This is a genomic window from Shewanella amazonensis SB2B (assembly GCF_000015245.1).
GTDB lineage: Bacteria > Pseudomonadota > Gammaproteobacteria > Enterobacterales > Shewanellaceae > Shewanella > Shewanella amazonensis.
Genome location: NC_008700.1, coordinates 1,626,806 through 1,653,339 on the forward strand (window position 1 = coordinate 1,626,806; position 26,534 = coordinate 1,653,339).

The 26,534-nt window shown below is 50.8% G+C and carries 27 protein-coding genes; 6 read left to right on the forward strand and 21 right to left on the reverse strand.

What is annotated here, in order from left to right:
* Positions 1-55 precede the first annotated feature (55 nt).
* A complete protein-coding gene (locus SAMA_RS06970; protein ID WP_011759450.1) occupies positions 56-565 on the reverse strand; it encodes a DUF2062 domain-containing protein in 510 nt (169 codons plus the stop codon).
* A gap of 30 nt (positions 566-595) precedes the next feature.
* Here SAMA_RS06970 and SAMA_RS06975 point away from each other — a divergent pair, with 30 nt between their 5' ends.
* The 5 genes from SAMA_RS06975 (at position 596) to SAMA_RS06995 (ending at position 6,965) form a co-directional block, all read left to right on the forward strand.
* The gene (locus tag SAMA_RS06975; RefSeq protein WP_011759451.1) at positions 596-2,893 is read left to right on the forward strand and encodes a DNA internalization-related competence protein ComEC/Rec2; all 2,298 of its coding nucleotides are present in this window, start codon (positions 596-598) and stop codon (positions 2,891-2,893) included.
* Positions 2,894-2,926: 33 nt separating this feature from the next.
* Positions 2,927-4,726, forward strand: coding sequence for a lipid A export permease/ATP-binding protein MsbA (gene msbA / locus SAMA_RS06980; protein WP_011759452.1), 1,800 nt, complete (start codon positions 2,927-2,929; stop codon positions 4,724-4,726).
* Positions 4,727-4,728: 2 nt separating this feature from the next.
* The gene (gene lpxK, locus SAMA_RS06985) at positions 4,729-5,778 is read left to right on the forward strand and encodes a tetraacyldisaccharide 4'-kinase (protein ID WP_011759453.1); all 1,050 of its coding nucleotides are present in this window, start codon (positions 4,729-4,731) and stop codon (positions 5,776-5,778) included.
* Positions 5,768-5,953, forward strand: a complete 186-nt coding sequence (locus SAMA_RS06990) for a Trm112 family protein (protein ID WP_011759454.1) — start codon at positions 5,768-5,770, stop codon at positions 5,951-5,953. The genes lpxK and SAMA_RS06990 overlap by 11 nt, the downstream gene beginning before the upstream one ends.
* 262 nt (positions 5,954-6,215) lie before the next feature.
* A complete protein-coding gene (locus tag SAMA_RS06995; protein ID WP_011759455.1) occupies positions 6,216-6,965 on the forward strand; it encodes a phosphotransferase in 750 nt (249 codons plus the stop codon).
* Here SAMA_RS06995 and SAMA_RS07000 read toward each other — a convergent pair whose 3' ends face one another.
* From SAMA_RS07000 to SAMA_RS07060, 13 genes are all read right to left on the reverse strand, one after another.
* Positions 6,966-7,436 carry a carboxymuconolactone decarboxylase family protein gene (locus SAMA_RS07000; RefSeq protein WP_011759456.1) on the reverse strand — a complete coding sequence of 157 codons (471 nt, stop codon included), beginning with the start codon at positions 7,434-7,436 and terminating at the stop codon, positions 6,966-6,968.
* Positions 7,437-7,875: 439 nt separating this feature from the next.
* Positions 7,876-8,391 carry an arsinothricin resistance N-acetyltransferase ArsN1 family B gene (locus SAMA_RS07005; RefSeq protein ID WP_011759457.1) on the reverse strand — a complete coding sequence of 172 codons (516 nt, stop codon included), beginning with the start codon at positions 8,389-8,391 and terminating at the stop codon, positions 7,876-7,878.
* A 532-nt stretch (positions 8,392-8,923) separates the two neighbouring features.
* Positions 8,924-9,340, reverse strand: a complete 417-nt coding sequence (locus SAMA_RS07010) for a hypothetical protein (RefSeq protein ID WP_011759458.1) — start codon at positions 9,338-9,340, stop codon at positions 8,924-8,926.
* Positions 9,341-9,433: 93 nt separating this feature from the next.
* Complete coding sequence (locus tag SAMA_RS07015; protein ID WP_011759459.1) at positions 9,434-9,826, reverse strand: hypothetical protein; 393 nt, start codon at positions 9,824-9,826, stop codon at positions 9,434-9,436.
* A 92-nt stretch (positions 9,827-9,918) separates the two neighbouring features.
* Positions 9,919-10,401, reverse strand: a complete 483-nt coding sequence (locus SAMA_RS07020) for a hypothetical protein (RefSeq protein WP_011759460.1) — start codon at positions 10,399-10,401, stop codon at positions 9,919-9,921.
* 71 nt (positions 10,402-10,472) lie between these two features.
* Positions 10,473-10,991, reverse strand: a complete 519-nt coding sequence (locus tag SAMA_RS07025; RefSeq protein WP_041409713.1) for a YcxB family protein — start codon at positions 10,989-10,991, stop codon at positions 10,473-10,475.
* A gap of 114 nt (positions 10,992-11,105) precedes the next feature.
* A complete protein-coding gene (locus tag SAMA_RS07030; RefSeq protein ID WP_041409714.1) occupies positions 11,106-11,558 on the reverse strand; it encodes a hypothetical protein in 453 nt (150 codons plus the stop codon).
* Between the two features lie 92 nt (positions 11,559-11,650).
* Positions 11,651-12,181, reverse strand: a complete 531-nt coding sequence (locus SAMA_RS07035) for a hypothetical protein (RefSeq protein WP_011759463.1) — start codon at positions 12,179-12,181, stop codon at positions 11,651-11,653.
* Positions 12,182-12,282: 101 nt separating this feature from the next.
* On the reverse strand, positions 12,283-13,044 hold the full coding sequence (locus SAMA_RS07040) for a protein-tyrosine phosphatase family protein (RefSeq protein WP_011759464.1): 762 nt from the start codon (positions 13,042-13,044) through the stop codon (positions 12,283-12,285).
* 23 nt (positions 13,045-13,067) lie between these two features.
* A complete protein-coding gene (locus tag SAMA_RS07045) occupies positions 13,068-13,397 on the reverse strand; it encodes a hypothetical protein (protein ID WP_011759465.1) in 330 nt (109 codons plus the stop codon).
* Between the two features lie 25 nt (positions 13,398-13,422).
* Positions 13,423-14,577, reverse strand: coding sequence for a serine hydrolase domain-containing protein (locus SAMA_RS07050; protein ID WP_011759466.1), 1,155 nt, complete (start codon positions 14,575-14,577; stop codon positions 13,423-13,425).
* Between the two features lie 458 nt (positions 14,578-15,035).
* Positions 15,036-16,058, reverse strand: a complete 1,023-nt coding sequence (locus SAMA_RS07055) for a hypothetical protein (protein WP_011759468.1) — start codon at positions 16,056-16,058, stop codon at positions 15,036-15,038.
* Positions 16,059-16,139: 81 nt separating this feature from the next.
* The gene (locus tag SAMA_RS07060) at positions 16,140-16,622 is read right to left on the reverse strand and encodes a hypothetical protein (protein WP_011759469.1); all 483 of its coding nucleotides are present in this window, start codon (positions 16,620-16,622) and stop codon (positions 16,140-16,142) included.
* A gap of 327 nt (positions 16,623-16,949) precedes the next feature.
* Between SAMA_RS07060 and SAMA_RS07065 the strand changes: the two genes are divergently transcribed.
* Positions 16,950-17,909: an integron integrase gene (locus SAMA_RS07065; RefSeq protein WP_408640219.1), complete on the forward strand. Its 960-nt coding sequence runs from the start codon at positions 16,950-16,952 to the stop codon at positions 17,907-17,909.
* Between the two features lie 477 nt (positions 17,910-18,386).
* Here the strand turns inward: SAMA_RS07065 and SAMA_RS07075 are convergent, their stop codons facing one another.
* The 7 genes from SAMA_RS07075 to SAMA_RS07105 form a co-directional block, all read right to left on the reverse strand.
* Complete coding sequence (locus SAMA_RS07075) at positions 18,387-19,043, reverse strand: CoA transferase subunit B (RefSeq protein ID WP_011759471.1); 657 nt, start codon at positions 19,041-19,043, stop codon at positions 18,387-18,389.
* 10 nt (positions 19,044-19,053) lie between these two features.
* Positions 19,054-19,755, reverse strand: a complete 702-nt coding sequence (locus tag SAMA_RS07080; protein ID WP_011759472.1) for a CoA transferase subunit A — start codon at positions 19,753-19,755, stop codon at positions 19,054-19,056.
* Positions 19,756-19,861: 106 nt separating this feature from the next.
* Positions 19,862-20,752: a hydroxymethylglutaryl-CoA lyase gene (locus tag SAMA_RS07085; protein ID WP_011759473.1), complete on the reverse strand. Its 891-nt coding sequence runs from the start codon at positions 20,750-20,752 to the stop codon at positions 19,862-19,864.
* Position 20,753: 1 nt separating this feature from the next.
* On the reverse strand, positions 20,754-22,775 hold the full coding sequence (locus SAMA_RS07090; protein ID WP_011759474.1) for an acetyl/propionyl/methylcrotonyl-CoA carboxylase subunit alpha: 2,022 nt from the start codon (positions 22,773-22,775) through the stop codon (positions 20,754-20,756).
* A 10-nt stretch (positions 22,776-22,785) separates the two neighbouring features.
* Positions 22,786-23,616 carry an enoyl-CoA hydratase-related protein gene (locus SAMA_RS07095; protein ID WP_011759475.1) on the reverse strand — a complete coding sequence of 277 codons (831 nt, stop codon included), beginning with the start codon at positions 23,614-23,616 and terminating at the stop codon, positions 22,786-22,788.
* A 10-nt stretch (positions 23,617-23,626) separates the two neighbouring features.
* Positions 23,627-25,234, reverse strand: coding sequence for a carboxyl transferase domain-containing protein (locus tag SAMA_RS07100; RefSeq protein ID WP_011759476.1), 1,608 nt, complete (start codon positions 25,232-25,234; stop codon positions 23,627-23,629).
* 117 nt (positions 25,235-25,351) lie between these two features.
* Complete coding sequence (locus SAMA_RS07105) at positions 25,352-26,521, reverse strand: isovaleryl-CoA dehydrogenase (protein ID WP_011759477.1); 1,170 nt, start codon at positions 26,519-26,521, stop codon at positions 25,352-25,354.
* Positions 26,522-26,534 lie beyond the last annotated feature (13 nt).

The window sequence follows — 26,534 nt, forward strand, 5'->3', positions numbered from 1 at the left end:
AACGGTTCATCGTCTGTGGCTTAGCACCTGCGGCCAAAAAGAGCATCACAACGCGCTAGCGTGTGGCGCGATTTTTCCACTTAAAGAGCACCGAATACTTCCACAGGTTGCTTATCACAAAGAAGCCCACAATGGCGCTGATAACCCCAAGCACCAGGCAACCAAGCATAAAGGGCGGGCCTATGGTGGCAAGAGATGACTCCAGCCATTGCCAGCTGGCCTCAAAGGCAAAGGGCTGGGGTGTGTGGCCAAGCAGTCTGGCTCCCACCTGATAGGCGATATAAAACAGAAACGGCATGGTTACCGGGTTGGTTATCCACACCAGCGCCACAGAAACAGGCAAATTCACATTGAAGAAAATCGCCAGTGCCGCGGCGGCCACCATTTGAAATGGCATGGGCATCCAGGCCATAAACAGCCCAACGGCAAACGCACCTGGTGCCGACCGGCGATTCAGGTGCCATAGATTGGGTTTATGCAACAGGGTGCCAAACATCTTTAGATGCTTGTGATCTTTCAGTGCATCCGGGTGCGGCATAAACCTTTTGATGAGCTTTTTTGGCATAGGCGGATAATGCTGTCTTAACTTACTGCTGTGAAGAACCCATTTCTGCTGGGCTTTTGTGCCCTTGTCATCTCATCGCTGCTCTGGCCAGTGCTGCCGCCCTGGCCGGCCTGCCTGCTTTTGCTTGTGGCATTGGGGTGTTACCGCAAGTTGCCTGTGCTCAGTGGAGCCCTGACTGCCGTGGCGTGGGTTGCTGTGTACACCCATATGCTGTTCGATTACAGCCACCTGCAACAAGCCGGTGATTCCTGGGTGCGTGGCGAGATAATAGCACCTGTGTCTGACAGCGGCGACTGGCAGAGTATAGATATACGTCTTGTTAAACCAAAATTAATCTGGCCTGTTGAGGGCAATATCAGGCTCAACTGGCGAACAACTGACCAAATTCGTCCCGGGGAGCAGTGGGAATTTCGTCTTGCACCCCGTTCCATCACCTCGCCCCTCAACGAAGGCGCCTTCAACGGTCAGCGTTACCTGCTATCACGCCATGTGGGTATCAAGGCAAGAGTGCTGGAAGCAAGAAAAGTATCCGAGGCGTCAGGGCTTCGCGGGCTATTACTGGAGCACATTGGCCATGCCATATCGGAGAAACCCCGGCAGGCGCTGCTGTACCCACTGCTGACGGGGGAACAGCAGGGCATAGATGCGCAGACCTGGCAGCGGCTCAGGCAAACCGGCACCGGGCACCTGATGGCCATCTCCGGGTTGCATATGTCGGTGCTCGGAGCCTGGCTGTTGCTGCTGTGCCGCGCGCTGTTGACCTCGTTTGCGCCGCGCCAGGACAGGCGTAATTTGGTGATTGCCATGATAGTCGCCACTGTGGGGTGTCTGCTCTATGGTCTGCTGGCGGGCATGGGCATTCCTACCCGCCGGGCCTTTATCATGCTGGCATTGGTGGTGCTGCTGACCCTCAGTCGCCGTTTCGCCTCGCCCTGGGAGCGTTTGTTGTACGCCCTTGCCGCTGTGTTGTTTCTCGATCCTTTGTCGCCACTGTCTGCCGGATTTTGGCTGTCTTTTGGCGCCATCGTGATTATGTTACTGCTATTGGACCGGCCGCCCGCCCACCTTGAGGGTGTCCCCGGTCGATTAAAGCACTACCTGATGTCGCTGGTGACGCTGCAGTTGGCACTCAGTATCGGACTGGGAGTATTGCAGCTGGTGCTCTTTGGCGGTGTCAGTGTCCATAGCCTGTGGATTAATCTGCTGATGGTGCCCTGGTTTTCGCTGGTGGCCATTCCCCTGGCGTTGGCAGGGCTTGTGTTTTTTGTTCTCTTGCTGCCTTTTGGGATATTGGCCGACTGGGCGTTTACTCCCGCCCTCATGGCATTGATACCGCTGGATGGGCTTCTTACGTTCAGTGACCACTTACCCGGCGCCTGGATAAGCGTGCCGGCACAGTTGATTGCGCCCCTGTGTTTTGCCATTGCAGGCGCTGTTTTATTGTTTTTGCCTTTGGCGCGGGGTGTTAAGTGGGTGAGCGCCTCCTTACTGTTGCCGCTACTGATAACTCTGAGTGTGAAAGGCGGGCCCCAATGGCAGATGCATTTACTGGATGTAGGGCAGGGGCTGGCCGTCGTGGTTTTCAGCCGGGATCAAACACTGGTGTACGACACCGGATTGGCCTTTGGTGACACCTTCTCCCATGGTGAGCGAACCCTGGTGCCATTTTTGCGGGCCAAGGGACGTAATCACATCGATGTGTTGGTCATCAGCCATGAGGATAAAGACCATGCCGGTGGCGCCGCCGCGCTGGCCAGAGCAATGCCAGTCCACTTACTCATCAGCGATACCCGGGCTGCAAGGGATACACTGGCGATGGAACATGCGCCTTGCCGCCCTCAGGCATTCGCCCTTGGCAATCTGTGGGTAGAGGTCCTGTCGCCCGCAGACTCACCGGCTGGAAGAGTAGACAATAATGCTTCCTGTGTGGTGACAGTGGGCGATGGTCATTCGCGGCTGCTGTTGCCCGGCGACATTGAAGCCGAAGGGGAGACGCGGCTCCTTGGCAGTGGCGAGGCGTTGAACGCCAATGTCTTAGTGGCACCCCACCATGGCAGCCTGACGTCATCGACTCCGGCCTTTGTCGCGGGCGTAGCACCGGCCATCACCCTCTTTGCTGCCGGCGCCAACAACAGATACGGTTTTCCTAAAGACGCCGTGGTGCAGCGATACCTGGCCCAGGGCAGTCAAACGTTTACTGCGGCGGATACCGGCCAGATAAGCCTGTACCTTGATGATGAAATCACAGTGAAAACCTATCGGGGTTCGCTGGCCCCTTTTTGGTATAACCGGGTCTTTGGAGTTGGTGGCAGGCCGATTACAGAGTAGAATGCGGACTTTGTCATACTCTCAGATGAATCAATGACTACAGCTCATAATCAGGAAGTTTGGACTGTGTTCAAACGCCTCATGGGGTACCTCAAACCCATGAAGTCCATCTTTATCGTCTCGGTTATTGCACTTTTGGTCTATGGTGCAGTAGACGCAACCTTTATTGCTTTTATCCAACCCTTTATTGATAAAGGCTTTTCCGGTGTTGGTATGTCGGGAAGTGTCAATATGGGTACTACATCCGGATTTGATTCCGGCAACAGCGTACTCTTTTGGGCACCCTTTGTTGTCGTGGGGCTGTTTACCCTGAGGGGCCTGGCCAACTTTGTCTCCACCTATGGTATCTCCTACATGAGTGCCAAGCTCATCATGGACATGCGCCAGCAGGTGTTTGAGCATTATCTGACCCTGCCGGTGAGTTACATCGACAAGGAAAATTCAGGTAACCTTATTTCCCGCGTCACCTTCGATACCGAACAAATCGCCAGGGCGTCCGGCAGCGCGCTGATTTCCATCGTCCGTGATGGCGTGACCGTCATCGGCATGCTGGGGCTCATGTTTTACAACTCCTGGAAGCTGTCGCTCTGCATCCTGATTGTGGGCCCAATCATAGGATTGGTGATAGCTACGGTCAGCCGCCGTTTCCGTAAGATTTCCCGCCAAATTCAAAGTGCCATGGGCGGCGTCACTGCGGTGACCGAGCAGATGATCAAGGGCCATAAAAACGTGCTCGCTTTTGGCGGTCAGGAGACCGAGGCCAAGCGTTTTGCCCAGGTTAACGACCACAATCGCCACCAGAATATGAAGCTTGCCGTGGCTCAGGCCATCAGCCAGCCCACTATCATGATTATCGGCTCTTTTGCGCTGGCCTTTGTGCTCTATGCCGCCAGTTTTGATGCCCTGAAGAGTGAGCTGACCGCAGGTACCTTCGCCACTGTGCTTGCCGCCATGATGGCAACCTTGCAGCCCATCAAGAACCTGACCCGCGTTAACGCCGAATTCCAGCGCGGTATCGCCGCCTGTACCACGGTATTTGAGCTGCTCGATACACCCGCCGAACATGACAAGGGCACATTTGAAACCGAGAGAGTCAAGGGGCATGTCCGTTTTGAGCAGGTGGCATTTCGCTACGAAGGCCAGGAGGGCAGAGCCCTCGACGGTATCAGCTTTGATGTGCCGCCGGGTAAAACCCTGGCGCTGGTGGGGCGTTCCGGCTCGGGCAAATCAACCATTGCCAGCCTTATCAATCGCTTTTATGGCGGACTCGAACAGGGGGCTATCGAGCTCGATGGCGTCAATGTTGAGGACTATCGCCTTAAAAACCTGCGCAGCCAGGTGGCGCTGGTCAGTCAGCAGGTCACCCTGTTTAACGACACCATTGCCAACAATATCGCCTATGCCTGCCCATGGGCGGTGACCCGCGAGCAAATAGAGCAAGCGGCCACACTGGCCCACGCCATGGAATTTATCAGTAAGCTGCCCAGCGGCCTCGATACCCAGGTAGGCGAAAACGGCGTGCTGCTTTCCGGTGGTCAGCGCCAGCGTATCGCCATTGCCCGCGCCATGCTGCGTAATGCTCCCGTACTCATCCTCGATGAGGCCACCTCGGCACTGGACACAGAGTCTGAGAAGGCCATTCAGGAAGGACTTGAGAACCTGCGACAAAACCGCACTTCCATCGTGATTGCTCACCGCCTGTCCACCATCGAAAGTGCCGATGAGATTTTGGTGATAGAGCAGGGACGTATTGTGGAGCGCGGCAACCACAAGTCACTGTTGGCGCAGGATGGTATGTACGCCAAACTCTATCAAATGCAGTTTACCGGCTGATTATGCAAAGTTTTGTGCACAAAATCTGGTATCAGGGGCACCCGGCAGCCTGGCTGCTGTTGCCCCTGTCGCTGCTGTTTTGGCTGGTCAGTAGTCTGCGCCGTGCGGCCTTCAGGTTGGGGCTTAAGCGCAGCGAGCGCTTACCTGTGCCCGTGGTGGTGGTGGGTAATATCACCGCCGGTGGCAGCGGCAAAACCCCCACAGTGCTCTATCTTATTGAGCTGCTGCGCCGGGAAGGCTGGCGCCCCGGCGTCATAAGCCGTGGCTATGGCGCCTCCTTTGACGGTGAGTTGGACGTAGTCGCAGGCATGTCACCCGCCCAAGTGGGGGATGAGCCTGCCATGATAGCCATGCGCACCGGCATCCCTATGGTCGTGGGACGAAACCGTATCAAGGCTGCCCATAAGCTGCTGCAATGCCACGATGTAAACGTGATTCTGTGCGACGACGGCCTGCAGCATTACGCCCTCGAGCGGGATGTCGAAATATTGGTGATTGATGGCGAACGCCGCTTTGGCAATGGCTGGCTGTTGCCTGCGGGGCCGCTGCGAGAAGGTGCATGGCGTAAAAATTCGGTGAATTTTGTGCTCTGCAATGGCGCGAGCGCAGAAGCAGACGAATATGCCATGACCCTGGAACCAACTGGCCTTGTCGCGGTAGCCGCTATTCACGGCAAGTCTCAAGCCAAGGACAACAGCCACAATGCGCAGGATAATGCGACGCCGCGCCCCGGGGATACCGTGAACGCCATGGCGGGCATTGGCAACCCACAGCGTTTTTTCTCGACCCTGATGGCTCAGGGCTTTGTGCTTGAAAAGGCCCACGAATTTGCCGACCACATGGCCTTCAGTGAAACGGATATCGCCACCATCGACGATGGTCGCCCACTGCTGATGACCGAAAAAGATGCGGTTAAATGTCGCGAATTTGCCAAACAACACTGGTGGTATCTCGCGGTTGATGCGAATCTACCGCCAACATTTTCAACCAGGCTGCTCGATGCCCTGAACCGGGCGGCCACAGCCAAGCAAGGAAACACCCATGGCCTTTGATAAAAAACTCCTGGAAATCGTTGCTTGCCCCGTGTGCAAGGGCAAGCTGGAATACGACAAGGCGGCAGAGCAGCTGATCTGTAAGTTCGACCGACTGGCCTATCCCATCACCGAGGGGATCCCGGTACTGTTGGAAAACCGTGCCACGCCCTGGCAGGAGCAAACTGCCGAGTGAGCTTTAACGCCTTAAAAAGCCTCCCATCGGGAGGCTTTTTTTATGCTGATTGTGGCTGCGTCCCGTACCCGCGAGCCATTTCTCGATGACAGATTTACCCGGGCCGATATTGCCGGTTTGTGAGCAGTTGATTGCGGCCAGTTACAACTTTGTCGCTTTGCTGTCTGAATGCTGAACCGACGGCTATAACATACTCAGGTTTCATTGAAATTACACAGGGGCGCGGGGATAATGCCGCCGCAAACTGTGAGATGGGATACGAATGGAACACGAGATCAGTACGCCTGCAACGTCTTCTGCCTTCAGGGCCTTGGTTGAGGAGGTGTTGGCAACACATCAGGGGCACAGAGTGGTTCCCTTCGACTTTGAAGGACGCCGCTATTGGCTGAAACAGCCCGAGCGCCTGGAAGGCGCTATGAAATTGCTCAAACACAGCCCTGAACAGGCACTGCAAACCGAAATCCGCGCGCTGCAAACCCTTAATGAAAAACATGCGCCTGTGCCCAATGTGGTGCTGGCCGGTGAGGGGTATTTTGTGATTGAGGATGCCGGTAAAACGGTCAGTGATTGGTGGCATTTGTCACATCAGGACGGCAGTGTCCCCTTTGAGGATATTTTGCGTGACAGTGCGGCAGCGCTGGCCGAGCTGCATTCCCTGGAACTCGCCCATGGTCGCCCTGCGCTAAGAGACATAGGCTGGCAGGGCGGTGCGGTAAAATTTATCGACTTTGAAGCCAATCAGCGCCAAAAAGACATGGCATCCCAGCAGCTGCGCGATTTACTGGTGTATCTGCACAGTCTTTATCGGTATCTGGGGCCTTTGCACGAGCCCATTACCCGGGCGATGCAGGCGTACCGCGAGGCAGGGGGGGAGCCAACCTGGCAGGCCGCAAAACGTAAGCTAGCGCCCTGGCAGTGGCTTCGCCCATTACTGAAGCCCTTTCGCAGTATCGGTGGAAGGGACCTCAAGCCCATGTACTGGGTGTTGTGGCATTTTCACAACCACGGCTGATTAATCATGGGCCGCGGGTTTGAAACTGCCCACCTCGGGTTTAAAGGTCTTGGCGATACGGTTCCAGCTGTTGATGGCGTTAATGGCAATGGTTAAATCCACCAGGCCTTGTTCGCCAAAGGCCTCTGCTACCTGAGCGTACTTCTCATCATTCACCGGCAGCCCCTGCGTCAGATGTTCTGCCCAGTCAAGGGCCTTCATTTCGGTATCGCTGTAAAAAGGCATGTCGCGCCAGGCGCTTAAGCCTATCACCCGCTCCTGGCTTTCTCCCTGTTGCAGCGTTGCCTTGCTGTGCATATCCACACAAAAAGCACACTGATTGATTTGCGATACCCTGAGCTTGACCAGTTCCCACAGTGGCAGCGACAGCCGGTCTGAGCTGCTGAATTGGTGCAGCAAATAGCTTTCCTGAGTCATGAGTATCTGCATGCCCTTTGCGGCCAGTCCAAAGTAATTTGCGCGTAATGCCATGTTGTTTTCTCCTTCGTTGGTAATGTCACCAACATAGCCCTATGTCCTTGGGCGGCATTGTACGAATTCGACATGGGCTAAAAAATGGCGTTTCCCGGGGCTAAATCAGGTTGGATGCGGGATCTGGGTGATGCCTGATGCCTGATGCCTGATGGCAGTGGCTTTGACCGTTCCCCGAAACCTTTCCCTAAATGAGTACCAATCCGCTGACAGATGCACGACATAAACGGGGGATACAGGAAGGGTGATACTTGGACGCTGAAACACAGAGGCTGAAACGCTGAGGCTGAAGCACAGAGGCTGAAACACAGAGGCTGAAACGCACTGGGCAGCAGTCAGAAATTGAACGGGGCCTGTAACCATACCCGGGGAGATAACGCAGGGGATGCGTCACTTAAAAGGCTTAAAAAGCCAGCATTGAAAGTACGGCGTGGCGCAGTCAGGGCGATGAGTCCAGACCTGGCACTGTCTGCAAGTTAAGCTGCCAGTAACCAACGTCTTGCCATTGGCCAAACTTGTAGCCAATATTTTGAAAATGTGCGACTTTTTTCATGCCCATTTTTTCGTGTAGGGCAATGCTGGCCGGATTTGGCAGGGTAATGCCGCCAATCACGCTGTTTACTTTCAGGATTTTCAGCCGCTCGATAAGTGCCTGATACAAAGCCGTACCGACACCTTTCCCATGTCCGTTGGGAGCAACATAAACCGTGGTTTCAACTGTGAACCGGTAAGCACTTCGCTCTTTCCATTTGGTCGCATAGGCATAGCCGGTAAGGGCGTTGCCCTCCAAGGCAACCAGCCAGGGCAGGCCAGCTGCTTGCACATGCTGAATTCGAGCTGCTATCTCTGCTGCCTGAAGGGGTGTTTCTTCAAAGGTGATGGCGGTGCTTTCGATGTAATGGTTGTAGATGTCGGCAACGGCGCTGGCATCGTGTAGAGCGGCATGTCTTATCATCTGAACTTACCAACTAACTTCAGTTATGGATTGACAGGTGCGGCGGGGGAGGGGCTCAATCGCGGCCTTTTCTAGCCCGAGAAAATTTGTCCCGCAGGCGAAGCTGGCGAACTTGAGCGGCTTGTTAACGAGTACTGCGACTACACCAAGCTGTAACCAAGATGTACAGACTGTACAAGTACGTTAGCGGCCATATAAACCCGATAACTACTGCGATAACTTTACTTTTGTATTTAAAGCAATGAATTAATGAACAACCCCATAAATAAAGCAAAGTAAACAACGATATTGAAAGGAGCAGAAGTTCCAGTAAATGCATTTCTGAACCATCTAAACCTGAATCTGCTACTCGAGGATCTCCAACATAGCTTAGTAAAATCAGATACCCCCACATGGTCATACTAAGGACAATCAGCAAGAAAAGTGATTTTGGGTTTAAGAAATATTTCATAATGCTCGTTAACGCCCGCCTAAAAGGCGAGCAACTTGTTGCGAGTCCAGCGGCCAAAGGCCGCGATGTTTAAGGCGTTTGTTAGGCATTTTTGGGTAGGTTATTACGCAGAAAAAAGCCATTAATTCTTTTACTTACGCTGTACACCGTTGGAATGATGATTAAACAATCGACTACAAACAAGGCGAGAAATGCTAATAGCAGAGCATCTGATGACACTGTTTCACTGACTGAATAAATCGATATTATTCGAATTAGAGTCGCCCAAAATAGAAAATATATCGTTAAACGAATTTTTTCATTAGGGTTGAAATCACGGTTGAACCTCTTTGAAAAGAGCCAGCATATTGCGATCAAGGACATATAAATTACCAGCACAACACCAACAACACCTAAATCTACATTTAATGAAAAGTACAGAATTAAGAAACTTGCTGAAATCCAGAGCAGTGGCAGGAGTAAAGAGTAAACAAAAATTTTTGGTGCATCCTGATTCATAATCTGATTCCATTCAAAGCCTAACGCCCGCAGCAAAGGCGAGCAACTTGTTGCGAGTCGAGCGCCCAACGGGCGCGTTTTTGATGGCGCTTGTTAGGCATTTACAACACCTGAACTTTTTGTTGCATGCTTGCCTAAGGCAACACCAAACAAAAGCGCAATAAACATACATACATAATCAATTTGCCAGCCGTCCAAAAGAACCTCGCCAGTCAACAAATACAGAATACATGACGCAATTAAAGAGCTGAACAAAACAACTATAAGTGCATGTATAAAAGCTAATTTTTTCTGGTTCTTCACTAGAAAATAAATGATCGTTGCCTCAACAACCATAGAAAGGAAAATAAAGCTCCAGTAAATTGAGCTCGGAATCATTTCACCAGTTGAATCATAGCGCCCCATTACATAGCCCAATGGCACGCCTGAAGCTACGGAACAGATAAAGTAGAAGAATGTGTATTTAGCAATTCGTGCCCAGTTCACTTAACGTCCTTTTAAATGCCTAACGCCCGCCACAAACGCGAGCAACGTGTTGCGAGTCGAGCGCCCAAAGGGCGCGTTTTTGATGGCGCTTGTTAGGGGCTTGAAACATATTCACGCATACACTTTGTGAGACTTTCAGATACATTTCCATCATCCCAGCACGAGAAAAAATCACTTTGGTATATTTCGTTGAATGGCCTTATCGGCTTGCCTTTAGCTTCAGCCTCACATGCTGTTTCAAAGTAAACTCGATATATGACTGCCCTGGTTAAGAAGTTCATGGACACATCTGTTTCATCGATGATTTTTAGTACTTCTAGTTTAGTATCTTGACCCAAAGATTCGTATCGGTCATCTGTTTTGGTCGCTACGACCAAGATATCTTGTTTAGCCGAGACTGGGTCGTCTTTTTTTGGTTTTTCCGGTCGCTTTTTCAGTGCATGTAGGTACGCAAATTCGCCCACTAGCTCGCATTGTTTCAGTGAGCCTTCTAAGTCATTAACTGGATTAGTTTTACAACTAACTAAGCTAAGTAAAAAAACAAGGATACTTAAATGTATCTTCAACGAGCGCATCCGTATGCCCCTAACGCTTTAAACAGCGGAAAACGCGAGCGTAGCGAGTGGTTTTCCGATGGTTTAACTTGTTATACATATTTTTTAATTAACCCTTTGAATTGATCTTTTTCTTCTTCTGAAGTAAATGATTCAGGTGGCAGAATTAGTGCGAGTAGGTTATCTACGAATATGTATATGCTGCCTTCATATTCTTCTATCGCTTCAATAGCTTTCCATCTATAAAAGCAGTTACCAAGAGGATTTGTTTCCGTAATACCTTCAGCATTTACCTCAATTGTTTTTTCGCCAATCATTAGCCCATTTTCGTTTGGAATACAGAGCATCTTGAATTTACGCACATTCAAATAGTAAGCGACTATAAAAATTAAAAATGGGGCGATAGCTATTGCTGCAGACTGCCAATGAAAGCTCTCAAAAGTGGTTGCTTTGACCTGAAAAATAAACATGAAACCAATAGCTAAAAAGAACCATAAAATCATATTTCTCAAAAACCCGGTGCTTTTATTCTTTGATTTCCATAGCCTCTTTACCGCGTAGTTAGAGTATTTTAAGTAATCTTCTTTAGAAATATTTATAGTTTTAATCATAAATCTAAGCTACATCCCTATATGTAACGCTTTGCTAATGGGCAGCCGAAACGCAGTGTAGGCTGTCCCGTGGAGGCCACGCTGTTTGTGGCTGGAACGAAATTTAGCAACTTGTTATATTTCACTTAATAACCCATTGGCAGTGTAGTGCTTTTCAATTTCTAACAAATCACCAAAACTATAAAAAATTGAGTTCATAATTTGATTTTCACAACTGTATCTAGCGCCAATGGTAAAAATTAATCCTTCAGCTTTCGCCGCGATAATATGACTTGAGTAGTCCTTTGTTGACTCTGACATGTTGGAAAGAAAATTGTGAGCGATGAACTGGCCATCTTTTTCAATAGTTAGCTCAATATCAGAAACACTACAATTATTGCTATCAACTTTAGGAACACTAAAAAGCAAATTGAACGAATGTGCTCGGTTTTCTTTAATCCCCATCTGAGCAACATGCACACCAAAACCTGTTAGTTCAGATAAAGGAATTTCTTTAACATCGGAACTAGCACTACCCTGAAAAGGTATTATAAGAATTAAAATTAGTGCAGGCAGTCTACGCACCATTCCTCCGTGAAATATAACGCCCGCCACAAACGCGAGCAACGTGTTGCGAGTCGAGCGCCCAAAGGGCGCGTTTTGATGACGATTGTTAGCACTTAGCCACCGATGTATGCAATTTGATATGTCTGGTCAAAGTTTTCAATTAACCTGTCCAGAGTTGCCAAGTTCATTTCATTGGGTTTAAAGCCCTTACCGTACTTAGCAACGTTATCTCTATGAAACTTTAGTTTGGAAAGATCCTTTTCCAAAAAACCAGCTGTAGCCAAAACATAATCGTTCCAGAGAAAAGGCGAATTACGTTGCTGCTCGTCGGGTAACAGCACAGCTGAAACAATTTCAAGAGCTTTACTACTTTCACCAGAAAAAGCGTACATTTGCAATAAATGCGATTTAAGCGATGTTTGGTTAGCATTGTTTTCAAGAATATATTTGTCTATCAGAATGGCAGCTTCGCTGTAGCATTTCTTATTCTCTAACACCCGCCAACCCTTACCGGGCGTTTGATCAAATTGCTCATACGTCAGTTTCAAATCATTAGTTATTCCGTTTATCAGTAATGAGTTACATTCGGCTTTTACTTCTAATGCGGAAAAAATCAGTAGAGCGAAGATAATTGTTCGGCTCATGCGTAAATCCTTTTAGTGCTAACGCAAAGCACACGGGGGACGACCGCGTAGCGGTTGGCATCCCAGCGGCCGCAGGCCGCGAGTGCTGCGCCTTGTTAGCTTCAATTGAACTCGTACTCTTTGTCACCTAGAGTGATAATAGTCTTTATCCCTCGATTCATAAGTTCGAAGCCAAGATGAGTCGGCTTTTGAGCCCCTGATGGCATATAAGAAACAAATACATCGACATTTTGGTAAAAGCAAAGCTTGACCAAAAAAATGCCAAAATTATCAGGTTTAGTAAATTGGTAATAAAAAACTTCGAGATTGTCTCCATATTTCGGTTCGTCGGCCAGCTCAACTCGTACCTTTTCTTTTATAAAAGCCTTGAATGCCTTTGGGTTTTGCTCATTTGTATGAAGAAACCCTAGATAGGGCTTCAGCACACCGTAGAATTTCTGTTTGAAATGGTGATGGTAAATTCCATATGCGATGTGGCTGAAACAGTTAATTAATCTTTCATAGTCGGGAGTACCCCAAAGAATTTCGATGAATTTGTTTTCATCCCCTATTCTCACAAGCTCTTTTCGGAGAAACACTTTTTCCAATAACTTGTATGATGTTCTTCTTAATGCTCTTTGGATCTTCCCGCTGTAATGCTGATAGCCGATTGAGTTATTGCCAATTATTCCGGCGATGCTAACCATCAAGAATTCATCGTCATGTGATTTTTTTCCATTGTGCTCATCGCATGAAGGAACAGTAATTAAGTTAACCCTTAAGTTTTTCTTGGCGTCTTTAAATTCCGGGAATAAGCACTTTGGTGGAACATGCTCAGCAGATGTGGCTGATTTTTCACACATATAGCATTGTTCTTTTTGCATGCCGCCACTCCCTACGAAACAAGCTAAAGCCTGTAACCGGTGTATTGGACTTGCCCTATTTTCTGAACATTAAAAAATAGGTAACTTTTTTCTGTGTACTCGGAAATTTCAACGTTCAAGAAATCTTCTTTAGCTTTATTTAAAGAGTCCTCAATGTAGTGTCTAGTTGCATTCACATCAGGCGCTCTCTCGTCTTGACGTATATCGTAGCTATAGACATCGTTACCCGTAGAAATTTGTAGATCCACAATATCAATCGGAGATCCATCATATGTGCTTTTAACTGTTTTAACTTGCACACTGAATCCCGTGATTGCACTTCCATTTACTTTGAGTTGCTTCTTTCTTGGCATATAGCCTCCTTTTTTAGCTAACGCTTCAATCAGCCGACGCGTTAGCGGTCGGCTGCATTGACTTGTTAGCTTTCTCAGTCAGAAGGCTATTCATCAATTTCCTTCCAAGGAGCACAAATTCTCTGCCTCCACTAGATGTCAAAAGCACAATGCCAACTTTTGAGCTTGGTGAAAAAATATACTCACTGCCAAAGCCATCAAGATCTCCACCGTGCCACAGCACGGTTTCAGGATATAAACCTAACTCAGCCGTTGCCTCGAACATGCCAAAGCCATAGCTTAACCCTGGATAAAGTCCCGTTGCATAACTTGTTTGTGTTGAAACTAAAGGAGAAGCCTGTCTGTTTTTAAAGAAAACTTGGTACGCTGAAATTTGCTGCTCCATTAATTTCAAAAGAGCGTGATTAGATGCATACAAACCACCGTGCGGCGTAAGCAGGCCCATTTCCCAAGGCTTCGTTTTTATTAACCGGTTATCTTTCCTGTAGGGCGTAACAACAACGGAAGATCTATCAGCTTGTAACTGACTGTAGACTTCGGTGATACCAAGTCGTTTACGCAAATATTCATTAATAAGGGTTTCATATGTTTTCCCTGTTTTCTTGCTAAGAATGTACCCAATAAGTGCATAATTAAAATTCGAATACGAAAACTTGCTACCGGGTTCAAAATCTAAAATGGTTGATTTAAGCGCGATCAGCAGTTGAGCTTCGCTGTATCCTCCCTCCATAGGATCACCATCTATACGTGTGACATTTTTTGGGTAGTTTGGAAGACCTGAGCGATGACTTAGCAAGGTATCAATGGTTATTTTCTGTAGTGTATTTTTGTCTATAGAAGAGAACAAATCAGGAAGTAAAGTATCCAGATTATCATCCAGTTTTAGTATTCCGTCTTCCACTGCGGCGAGTGTAATTAAACTGGTAATCACCTTCGTTTGAGAACCTATCTGAAATAAGCTATCAGTTGTAACTGGCTTTATATTCTCTCTGCTGTATGTCCCGTAAGCTTTTTCAAACTGTATATCACCGTTCTCTATTACCCCTACAGTGACAGCTGGTATATCATTGTTTTTCATAAACAATGTGATTTCGTTTTCTAAAAACGCATAACGTTCTTCGGCATTCACAGTGCAAGAAAGAAAGTAGATAATTAATAAGGTTAATTTGAGTAGTTTCACGTTCCATCCTTGAAATTAAATTGAAAGCTAACGCCCCAAGCAGGGGCAAGTACATGCAGGCTAAAATACGGAACGAAGTGACGGGAGCCTGCATGTAATTGTCCCGCTGACTTGGTTTGTTAGGTGGCCTTGCTACTGAAGCATCCGTCCTAATCTATAAACTAACGCAAAAAATAAACCAGTAAACAAAGAAAATTGAACAGCCAAGTATACGTTTGAAAATGAAGCAAATGCTTCCTCCAAGCCAAGCGCAATTACAATGAACAAAGCTGCACCATTGAAAACAACAGCTAAACAAACCAGCCATAACATTACCACAAATGGAATCGAGTCTTTGATCGCAGGCTTTCTAGTCACTGAGCATGTGAATTTAAATGCGGATTTCACGGGGCACCTAACGCCCGCATTTGCGGCTGGTTTGGAGCGCAGCGGAAAACCAGTCCGACAACATGCGCTTGTTAAGAGGCATTGGCACGCTCTGCTTCGTCTAATTTCTTTAAGGCAAAATCACCCCTTTCAGATACAGCTTGTGAGCTATCTAAAGCAAAGCGTTCGGCAAACTCTTTGGCTTTTACACCCAGATTTCCCAGCTCTCGTATTAGAATCTCTGCTGAAACACGCCTAACGATGGATGAGCGATCTTCTGATGACCTTTTTAGTAAGTCTATTAGTGGAGTTTCAATTTCTAACTTCCGCTCACCAACGATAGGCTTTAGCCTGCCTTCACAGTACCTTATATCAGTCCACACCCATTTTCGGCCTTCTATCCAGATAACCCGCCCCTCAAATAAGCTGCGGTATGCCTTGGCCCGGACCGAAGGCTGAATAGCGGATTTTGCTATTTCTTCAATTTGCCCATCAAGTATTGGAGTGCGGCCAAGCTGAGAAAAGAGTGATGGCATAGGCCCTGAAGCAGAAAAAATTAATTTTGATCGAAGGGACTTTGCTATCTCTTTCTCACAGAGAATTTTTAGAAGAACCTCTTTATCTGCATCTTCAATCCTACCCCACGAATTCCAATTGGAAAGTGCTACACATAATGCGTCAACTACACATTCAGGAACTGTAGATTTTGCTATCTCAGGGAGCTTTTCCCTTGCGGCTTTACGGACTTGAGGCACCCAATCATTGAGCCTACGAACTGCAAGAGAAAAAAAGAAAGTATTTGGTGCAGCACCAGACAGGGCGCGCAGTGCTTTTTCGCGTTTGTAACCATCCCAGCTAATAAGGTCAAGCCAAGTTACTAATTCCTTGGGTTTTGACCATACCTTCCACTTAGGGGAATTGGATTCCCGTAGGGCTGTAGAGAATTCTGAACGAATAAATCGTTCCCAGTAATCAAAACTCGAAAGAGGCAACTGAGAAGTAACTTCAATTAGTTCAGACATATCAGCTACGACTTTGCCACCCGAGTTTATCGAGCTAGCAAAAGTTCTCACTGCTGAAATAATCTTATCTTCCATAATCTGTGACTGTTGCACTTACTATCTCTTGCCTCTTAACGCCCGCATTTGCGGCTGGTTTGGAGCGCAGCGGAAAACCAGTCCGACAACATGTGCTTGTTAGGGCTGACCTTTGCCATTGTAAACCTCCTTGTATTCAGGGTGCTTGGCTTTTTGGGAGAGAGTTAAAACTGTGCGTAAAGCATTTGCAAGCACCCACTTTAAATTCAAGTCTTGCTCTTTATAAAACTCAGACAATAAAGACTCGGACGCAACCTCATTAGCATCTTTTTCCGTGAGAGCACGAATTATACCCTCTCTAATTCTTGGGTGATGCTCAATAGTTAGGTGCTTTACCAAAGTTGGATAGGCTCCAGCATAGCTGCCATTAAACTTACGTAAAAACTCATGGCGATTATTATTGTTGACGAAGTCCCATACTGATTCAATTGCATAACCAATTAATGACAGTTCTTCTAATAAGCTTCGCTCATCCTCTGCCAGAACAGCTTCTCTCTCTTTTAACTCCAGAGCTCTACGCTTTTGCATCTCCTGATAATCGGGATCAGCTTCGAGCTTTTTTATTAAATCACTAGCTTTCATTCATAAGTACCAAGAGCCCTAACTTTGTATAGTGAGACGGCTCGTTTATCACCTCAGACCAGTGAAAAGCGTGCCGGTTTATGTTCAATAGAATTAACTATTTAGATGATCTTGTCCATATAAGTTGCCAGCGCAAAGCGTGCCGGCACACTTTGTTTGTGTTTTCGGCCTGTTATTCAAACTTAGTAAATTTTTAAGTTATTAATTTTTATAATAAATAGTGTTTTTAGGCTGGGTGATTCGTGCCAATCAATTGAGATAACCGTGCTTGCATTTTGAAAAACACCATTAATACTGTTTTTATATACAGTTGTTTTTTTGAGGTGTTTGATGACACACAGTCCCTTCCTGAATGCTGTCCGCGACAGTATACGTTTGAGAGGCTACAGCTTGCGCACGGAGAAAACTTACCTTCATTGGATTAAGTTTTACATTCTTTTCAATCAAAAACGCCATCCTGACACTATGGGCAGCGCGGAAATTACCGCGTTTTTAACCTATCTTGCTGTAGAGCGCCATGTGGCCGCGAATACCCAAAAAGTGGCCTTAAATGCGTTGATCTATCTGTATCAAAAGTTTTTACAGATTGAGCTTGGCGAGTTGCCTTTTTCATTGGCCACCAAGCAGCGTTCTTTGCCCATCGTCGTCACACAGACAGAGGTCGCACATATCCTCGCTAAACTGAGTGGGGTTCACTTACATGTGATTCAAATGCTCTACGGCAGTGGGCTCAGAGTGACAGAATGTCTCAGGCTTAGGGTGCAGGATGTCGACTTGGAGCGGTTATCTGTGACCGTGCATGACGGTAAAGGGAATAAGGACCGCCAAACGTTGCTCAGCCGAAGTTGCCTGAATTGGTTACCGGATCAAATTGAACATAGTCTGAATATCCAGCAAAAAGACAATCAACGTGGTATTGGACCATCGATGCCTACAGCACTTTCGGTAAAGTACCCGAATGCCTTTCGCGAACCTGGCTGGATGTATTTGTTTCCGAGTAGTGGATTATGCCCTCATCCTATCACCGGTGAAATTTGCCGCCATCATCTTCACGACAGTGCGATTCGCAAAGCGTTGAGAATCGCGGTGCGTCATGCTGGGGTGCGCAAAAAGGTGAATTGCCATACTTTCCGTCATTCCTTCGCTACTCACTTGCTGCAGGCCGGATACGATATCCGTACTGTGCAGGAGTTATTGGGCCATAACGATGTAAAGACAACCCAGATTTACACCCACGTACTGGGCCAGCATTACGCCGGAACAGTCAGCCCCCTTGATCGGTTGTGACTATGCCATCCCGACTCACCATCCCCGATTCACTATTCCCAATTCCCGATTCACCATCCCTGATTCACCATTGTGGCTACCGGTAAACGCCATGGCTACCGCATGACGCCCTTCATTTGGAAGGGCATCTAATGATGATATTTGAGCGGTTTGAGTCAGAGCCGATAGGCCAGGGCGGTAGTGGAGAGAATGGTGAGTTTATCCTTAGTCTCTACAGATTATGCGCTTCCCTGGCTGTTTTTTTGCTGAAGACTCAATACAAGTTGTTATCAGCTGACTATCAGTGTGACCAGTGCGACGCCTGTAATTATCATGACAAATTCGCACCTTATTAATGCTTAAGATACATAAATAACAACAGCTTAACAAGCGGGATGATGTCGCAAGTTTGGATTGGTAAATAGCAGCAGGCTATACATATAAAAACACCCGCAGCTGCGGGTGTTTTTATGGACTGGCCTGAAAGCGCTGGGCCGTTTAGAACTGCATCTCAGGTACGTGCTCGGGCACGATAAGCTTGCCTGCGGTCTTCTCGACGATTTCTTCCACGGTCACGCCGGGGGCGCGCTCCAGCAGGTGGAAGGCGCCATCTTTGATTTCGATAAAGGCCAGATCGGTAAGCACGCGTTTGATACAGCCAAAGCCGGTGAGCGGCAGCTCGCACTTGGGCAGCAGCTTGGAGTTACCGTATTTATCGGCGTGCATCATGGTAACGATAATATTGTCGGCACCGGCCACCAAATCCATGGCACCGCCCATGCCTTTTACCAGCTTGCCGGGGATCATCCAGGAGGCGATAGAGCCTTCAACGTCCACCTCGAAGGCACCGAGCACGGTTAAGTCCACATGGCCGCCGCGGATCATGGCGAAGCTTTCGGCGCTGGAGAAAAACGATGCGCCTTTTACCGCTGTTACGGTTTGCTTACCGGCGTTAATCAGATCCGGGTCGATAGTCTCTTCGGTGGGGAATTCGCCCATGCCCAGCAGGCCATTTTCCGACTGCAGCATCACCTGCATGCCGTCGGGGATATAGTTGGCCACCAAGGTAGGGATGCCGATGCCTAAGTTTACGTAGTAGCCGTCTTTAAGCTCTTTGGCGACGCGCTGGGCCAGTTGTTCTCTTGAAAGTGCCATGGCGGTCTCCTTAAGCCTTTTTCACGGTGCGCTGTTCGATACGCTTCTCAAAGCTGCCTTTGATGATGCGATCCACATAAATGCCCGGGGTGTGGATATGGTCCGGGTCAAGCTCGCCCGGCTCAACAATTTCTTCCACTTCCACCACGGTGATTTTACCGGCGGTGGCCATCATGGGGTTGAAGTTGGCGGCGGTTTTACGGAACACCAGGTTACCCATGGTATCGGCCTTCCAGGCGCGGATAAGGGCAAAATCGGCGGTCAGGGACTCTTCCAGCACATAGTGGCGACCCTTGATTTCGCGGGTTTCTTTACCCTCGGCAACCGGAGTGCCGTAGCCAGTGGCGGTAAAGAAAGCCGGGATACCGGCGCCGCCGGCACGGATTTTTTCAGCCAGTGTGCCCTGTGGGGTGAGGATAACGTTCAGCTCGCCGCTCAGCATCTGGCGCTCGAAGGTGGCGTTTTCACCCACGTAGGAGGCTATCATGGTGCTGATCTGCTTGTTTTGCAGCAACAGCCCCAGACCAAAGTCGTCCACCCCTGCGTTGTTGGAAATGGCAGTCAGCCCCTTGGTGCCAAGTTTTACCATCTGGTTAATCAGGCCTTCCGGAATACCGCACAGGCCAAATCCGCCCACCATAATGGTCATATTGTCAGTTAGGCCCGCCAGGGCCTGGTCGTAACTGTCGACGACCTTGTAGAGTCCAGCCATCTTGTCTTCCTTTTGTTCTTAACCTGCTGTGATGTCAGGTGGTGTGCTGTGCTTTATTCGCCTGCCCGCTGTGGGGCAGGAGATAGTTATTGTTATCTTGCAGTGGCTAGGTCAGAGCCCGTGCCACTTTGGCGCCGCTGTGCCGACCAAGGGCGGCACTGATGCGGTTTCCGGCCTCAATCAGCTTATGCAGATCAATGCCTGTTTCTATGCCCATGCCGTGGAGCATATACACCAAATCTTCGCTGGCAAGGTTACCCGACGCGCCTTTGGCGTAGGGGCAGCCGCCCAGGCCCGCCACCGAGGTATCCACGGTGCGGATGCCACTCTCAAGGCTGGCGAGGATATTGGCCAGCGCCTGGCCGTAGGTGTCGTGAAAGTGCAGCGCAAGTTTGTCCACTGGCACCCTGGCCGCCACGGCCTCCACCATTTTACGGGCCTTTAGCGGTGTGCCAACGCCTATGGTGTCACCCAAAGAAATTTCATAGCAGCCGAGTTTGTACAGAATTTCAGACACCCGCGCCACTTCGCTTGTGGCTATCTCGCCATCGTAGGGGCAACCCAGCACACAGGAGACATAACCACGCACCGGCAGGTTATGCTCTTTTGCTTTTTCTATCAGTGGGATAAACCGCTCAATCGACTCTTCAATCGAGCAGTTGATGTTCTTCTGGCTAAAGCCCTCGCTGGCGGCGGCAAATACCGCTACCTCAGAGGCGTTGGCGTCAAGTGCCAGTTCCAGCCCCTTGAGATTGGGGGTGAGGGCGCTGTAACGCACTCCGGCCACGCGGGAAATACCCTTGAGTACCTCGCCGGAGTCGGCCATTTGCGGCACCCACTTGGGCGACACAAAACTGGCTGCTTCGATACGTTTTACTCCGGCGGCGGCAAGGCTTTCAACCAGCAGAATTTTGTCCGCCGTGGTCACCTGCTTTTCGTTTTGCAGGCCGTCACGGGGGCCGACTTCAAACAGGCTGATATGGGTTGGCAGTGCCATCTCAGGCCTCCGTTTCTTTACTGTCGGCTGCAGCATCGGCCATCTCCAGCGCCAGCAGCAAGGTACCGTCCGACACCAGCTCGCCGGGGGCAAAGAAGAACTCGCTCACCACCCCATCAAAGGGCGCTTCTATGGTGTATTCCATCTTCATGGCTTCCATCACGAGCAAACCCTGACCGGCGCTGACTTTATCGCCCGCAGCCACCAGATGGGTCACCACAGTGCCGTTCATCGGTGCCTTGAGTTTATCTTCTGAGCTCGCGGTTTCTTCCAGCACCTGGCCGAGCACTTCACGGAAGTGGTAACTGCCGCTTGAGAGGAACACGGTGAGGCCGCCGTCTTCCAGCGATACTGTCACCTTCATTTTGTGGCCGTTGATTTCGCACTTAAGCTCGCTGTCTTCAATGCTGCCGCTTAGCTCAATCAGCTTGTCGTTAAGGCACAGCTGATAGCGGCCGTTTGACTCGGTGAGCTCTGCGCTGCGGCTTTGGTGAGCGTCATCCAGCAGGGTTACGCTGTGGCGTCTTGGGCTGCTTAGGCGAAAGCCTTTCAGGCTCGACCAGGGGCTGAAGGGGTCGTGTCCAGCCACGTCCTGAGACACAGCCTCACGTAAACGCAGCTGAGTGAGCACGGCCAGCACAAAGGCGGTGTCTGCTTCGTCGCGACTGTCGCCAATCAGCGCATCACCATAGCGGCCGATAAAGTCGGTGGAAAAGTTCGCCTGTGCAAACGCCGGATGCTCGGCGATGTTGGAGAGAAACTCGATATTGTGTTTAAGTCCGCCCACACGGTAATCGCCAAGGGCGCGGGTAAGGCGTGCCAGCGCGCGGGGGCGCGACTCGTCCCACACAATCAGCTTGGCAATCATGGGGTCGTAGTAGTTTGAAATCACATCATTTTCACGCACGCCAGAGTCGATGCGCACATGACGGCTTGGCTCTGGCTCACGCAAAAAGGTGAGCTTGCCACTGGCAGGCAAAAACTCGTTATTGGGATCTTCGGCGTAAATCCGCACCTCAAAGGCGTGGCCATGGATTTGGATTTCGTGCTGCTCCAGTGGCAGCTGGGCACCCGCAGCAACCAGCAGCTGCCATTTCACCAAATCCTGACCAGTGACCATTTCGGTCACCGGGTGCTCTACCTGCAGACGGGTGTTCATCTCCATAAAGAAGAAGCTCATATCGACGTCAAGCAGGAACTCCACGGTACCGGCGCCGCGATAGTCGATGGCCTTGGCAGCGGCAACGGCAGCTTCACCCATTTGCTTGCGCAGGCTGTCCGGCAGGCCCGGGGCAGGGGCTTCTTCCACCACCTTTTGGTGGCGGCGCTGAATAGAGCAGTCGCGGTCAGACAGATACACGCAGTTGCCCTGTGAGTCTGCAAACACCTGCACCTCAACGTGGCGCGGCTGACGCAGATAACGCTCCATCAAGAGTTTATCGTTGCCAAAGCTTGAGGCGGCCTCGCGGCGGGCCGAGTCGATGGCCGCTTTAAGCTCGCTCTCACTCTCGACAATACGCATGCCCTTGCCGCCACCACCGTAGGCGGCCTTGATAAGCAGGGGATAACCAATTTTTTTGGCTTCAGCAAGCAGGGTGGCATCACTTTGGTCGTCGCCGTGGTAACCGGGTACCAGGGGCACACCGGCTTTTTCCATAATCAGCTTGGCGGCGCTTTTGCTGCCCATGGCGTCGATGGCGTCTGAGCCCGGGCCCACAAAGGCGATGCCGCTTGCCTCACAGGCGCGGGCAAAAGCAGCGTTTTCCGACAAAAAGCCGTAACCGGGGTGAATGGCCTCGGCGCCGCATTTTTTGGCGATATCGATAATCAGCTCACCGCGAAGATAAGAGCTCGCCGGGGCGCTTTCACCCAGATAAAAAGACTCATCTGCCAGCGCCACATGGCGGGCGTCGCGGTCGGCATCTGAGTAGACGGCCACGGTTTTAATGCCCATGTCGCGGGCGGTGCGGATAACGCGGCAGGCAATTTCGCCGCGATTGGCAATTAAGAGTTTGTTAAACATGAAAAATCCCTTAGTCCTTGCTGCCGGTATCATTAACCCACGCTGGGCTGCGCTTATCAAAAAAGGCGTTGAGGCCTTCCTGTCCTTCGGCGGACACCCGAATGCGGGCGATGCGCTCGCTGGTGTAGTCACGGGTGTGCTCATCAATTACGCCGCTTTGCAAACGGGCAATAAGCGATTTGCACCACCCCAGCGCCTGGGGGCTGCCACTCAGCAGATTTTGGATAATGGGCGCGGCTGCAGCGTCCAAATCGTCTGCGATTTCATGCACTACGCCTAAGGCCAGCGCCATGCTGGCATCGAAGCGCTCAGCCGTGAGCATATAGCGGCGGCTCTGGCGTGGTCCCATGGCGCGCACCACGTACGGGCTAATCACCGCCGGAATGAGGCCAAGTTTGACTTCAGACAGGCAGAAACTCGCTTTGTGGCTCGAAATCGCAATATCGCAGCAGCAAACCAGCCCCAGCGCGCCGCCGTAGGCTGCACCGTTTACCAGGGCGATGGAGGGCTTGGGGAAGCGGTCCAGGGTATCCATCAGGTTGGCAAGCTCGCGGGCATCTTTGAGGTTGTCGTCAAAGTCCATGGCGGCTTGCTTGCGCATCCAGTTCAAGTCGGCGCCAGCGCTGAAGTGCTTGCCGTCGCTTTTAAGCACCATTACAGCGCACTCGCTCTCATGGGCGAAGGCGTTGATGGCCTGGGTCATTTCGCTAATCATCACCTCATCGAAGGCGTTGTGCACCTCGGGGCGATTTAAGATGAGATACCCCACCCTGCCGTTAAGCTCCAGGCGGATGCGGCTGAAGGAGGCAGACAGCTCGGCAATGGAAGTCATGGTTGTCATAGCCTTCTCCTTACATGCGGAACACGCCGAAGCGGGTCTCTTCGATGGGGGCATTGAGGGCGGCGGATATGGCCAGCCCCAGTACGTCACGGGTTTGCGCCGGGTCGATAATGCCGTCATCCCACAGGCGGGCGCTGGCATGGTATGGATGACCTTCTTTATCGTACTGGGCGATGATGGGCGCCTTGAATTTGGCTTCTTCTTCGGCGCTCATGGTTTCGCCTTTGCGGGCCAGACCATCTTTACGCACAGTGGCGAGCACACCAGCGGCCTGCTCTCCGCCCATCACTGAAATGCGGGCATTGGGCCACATCCACATCAGGGTAGGCTCAAAGGCGCGGCCACACATGCCGTAGTTACCGGCGCCGTAGCTGCCGCCAATCAGCACGGTGAATTTGGGCACAGTGGCGCAGGAAACCGCAGTCACCATCTTGGCACCGTGCTTTGCAATGCCTTCGTGCTCGTATTTTTTACCCACCATAAAGCCGGTGATGTTTTGCAAAAACACCAGCGGGATTTTGCGCTGGCAGCACAGCTCAATAAAGTGGGCGCCTTTTTGGGCCGACTCTGAAAACAGGATGCCGTTGTTGGCTACAATCCCCACCGGATACCCATGGATACGGGCAAATCCGCACACCAGGGTGGTGCCGTAGTTGGCCTTGAACTCGTCAAAGTCGGAGTCATCCACGATGCGGGCAATCACTTCCTTCACATCGAAGGGCTTTTTAAGGTCGGTACCGACTATGCCGTACAGTTCGTTGATGTCGTACTTGGGCGGTTTCACTTTCGAAAGTTGCAGCTCAACCTGCTTTTGATGATTAAGGCGCGATACTGCCTTGCGGGCGAGCTCCAGCGCGTGCTCATCGTTTTGCGCCAGATGATCGGCCACGCCACTGATTTTGGTGTGTACATCGCCGCCGCCAAGCTCCTCGGCGCTGACTTCTTCGCCGGTGGCCGCTTTCACAAGAGGCGGGCCTGCCAAAAAGATGGTGCCCTGTTCGCGCACAATAATGGATTCATCCGCCATGGCAGGCACATAGGCGCCGCCTGCGGTACACAGACCCATTACCACCGCGATTTGCGGAATGCCCTTGGCGGACATACGTGCCTGATTGAAGAAGATGCGGCCGAAGTGGTCACGGTCGGGGAAGACTTCGTCCTGACGGGGCAGGTTGGCGCCGCCTGAGTCTACCAGATAGATGCAGGGCAGATGGCAGCGCTCGGCAATGGCCTGGGCGCGCAGGTGCTTTTTCACCGTGATGGGGTAGTAGGTACCGCCTTTTACGGTGGCATCGTTGGCAATAATCATGCACTCGACGCCGCTGACCCGGCCGATACCGGCAATGATGCCTGCTGCCGGTACGTCTTCATCGTAGACTTCGAACGCGGCAAATTGGCTGAGCTCCAAAAAGGGCGAACCGGGGTCTAAGAGTTTTTCCACCCGGGCGCGGGGGGCGAGCTTGCCACGGGATAAGTGGCGCTCCATGGCCACCAGGCCGCCGCCCTGTTCGATATGGGCGAGCTTATCCTTGAGGTCAGCCACCAGGGCCGCCATGGCATCGTGTTTTTGTTTGAATTCGTCGCTGCGTGGATTCACGCGGGAGGTAAGTTGAGTCACGTCTTGTGTCCTCCAAGGGGCAGGCGTATTGCCTGCCGCAGTGTCCCTTTGCCCCGGCACTTCGCCGGGGAGTGGATGTGAAGAGTAGGGCTTATCCGCCTGACTTATCGGCTTTGCTTATTTAGTCTCGTTAAACAGCTCGCGGCCAATCAGCATGCGGCGGATTTCCGAGGTGCCTGCGCCGATTTCATACAGCTTGGCATCCCGCAGCAAACGGCCGGTGGCATATTCATTCACATAACCGTTACCGCCCAGCAGCTGAATGGCGTCCAGCGCCATCTTGGTTGCCAATTCGGCGGCGTATAGGATGACACCGGCGGCATCTTTACGGGTGGTTTCGCCTCTGTCACAGGCACGGGCCACGTTGTAAACGTAAGACTTGGCCGCATTCATGCCGGTGTACATGTCGGCAAGCTTGCCCTGCACCAGTTGGAATTCACCAATAGACTTGCCAAACTGCACCCGCTCGTGCACATAAGGCACGACTATATCCATACAGGCTGTCATGATGCCCAGTGGGCCACCGGAGAGCACCACGCGCTCGTAATCGAGGCCACTCATCAGCACTTTCACGCCGTTGTTGAGGCCGCCTAAGATGTTTTCTTCCGGTACTTCACAGTCTTCAAACACCAGCTCACAGGTGTTGGAGCCGCGCATACCCAGCTTGTCGAGCTTTTGCGCCTGGGAGAAACCCTTGAATCCACGCTCAACGATAAAGGCGGTGATGCCGTGTGGTCCCTTGTCGAGGTCAGTCTTGGCATAAATCACATAGGTGTGGGCATCGGGGCCATTGGTGATCCACATCTTGTTGCCATTGAGGATATAGCGGTCGCCTTCCTTGCGGGCATGCAGCTTCATGGATACCACGTCGGAGCCGGCATTGGGCTCGCTCATGGCCAGGGCGCCAATGTGCTCACCGCTGATGAGCTTGGGCAGGTACTTGGCACGCTGGGCCTCATTGCCGTTGCGATAGATTTGGTTAACGCACAGGTTGGAGTGAGCGCCGTAAGACAGGCCAATGGAGGCCGAGGCGCGGCTGATTTCTTCCATGGCCACCACGTGGGCGAGGTAACCCATGTTCACGCCGCCGTATTCTTCGGCCACGGTCACGCCAAGCAGGCCCATGTCACCGAACTTGGCCCACAGCTCGTTGGGGAAGGCGTTGTCGCGGTCAACCTTTTCCGCCAGCGGCGCAATTTCACCCTTGGCAAATTCGTATACCGCGTCCCGCAGCATATCCACGTCTTCACCGAGTCCGAAGTTGAGAGTAGAGTACAGGTGGCTCATGTGCTTGTGTCCT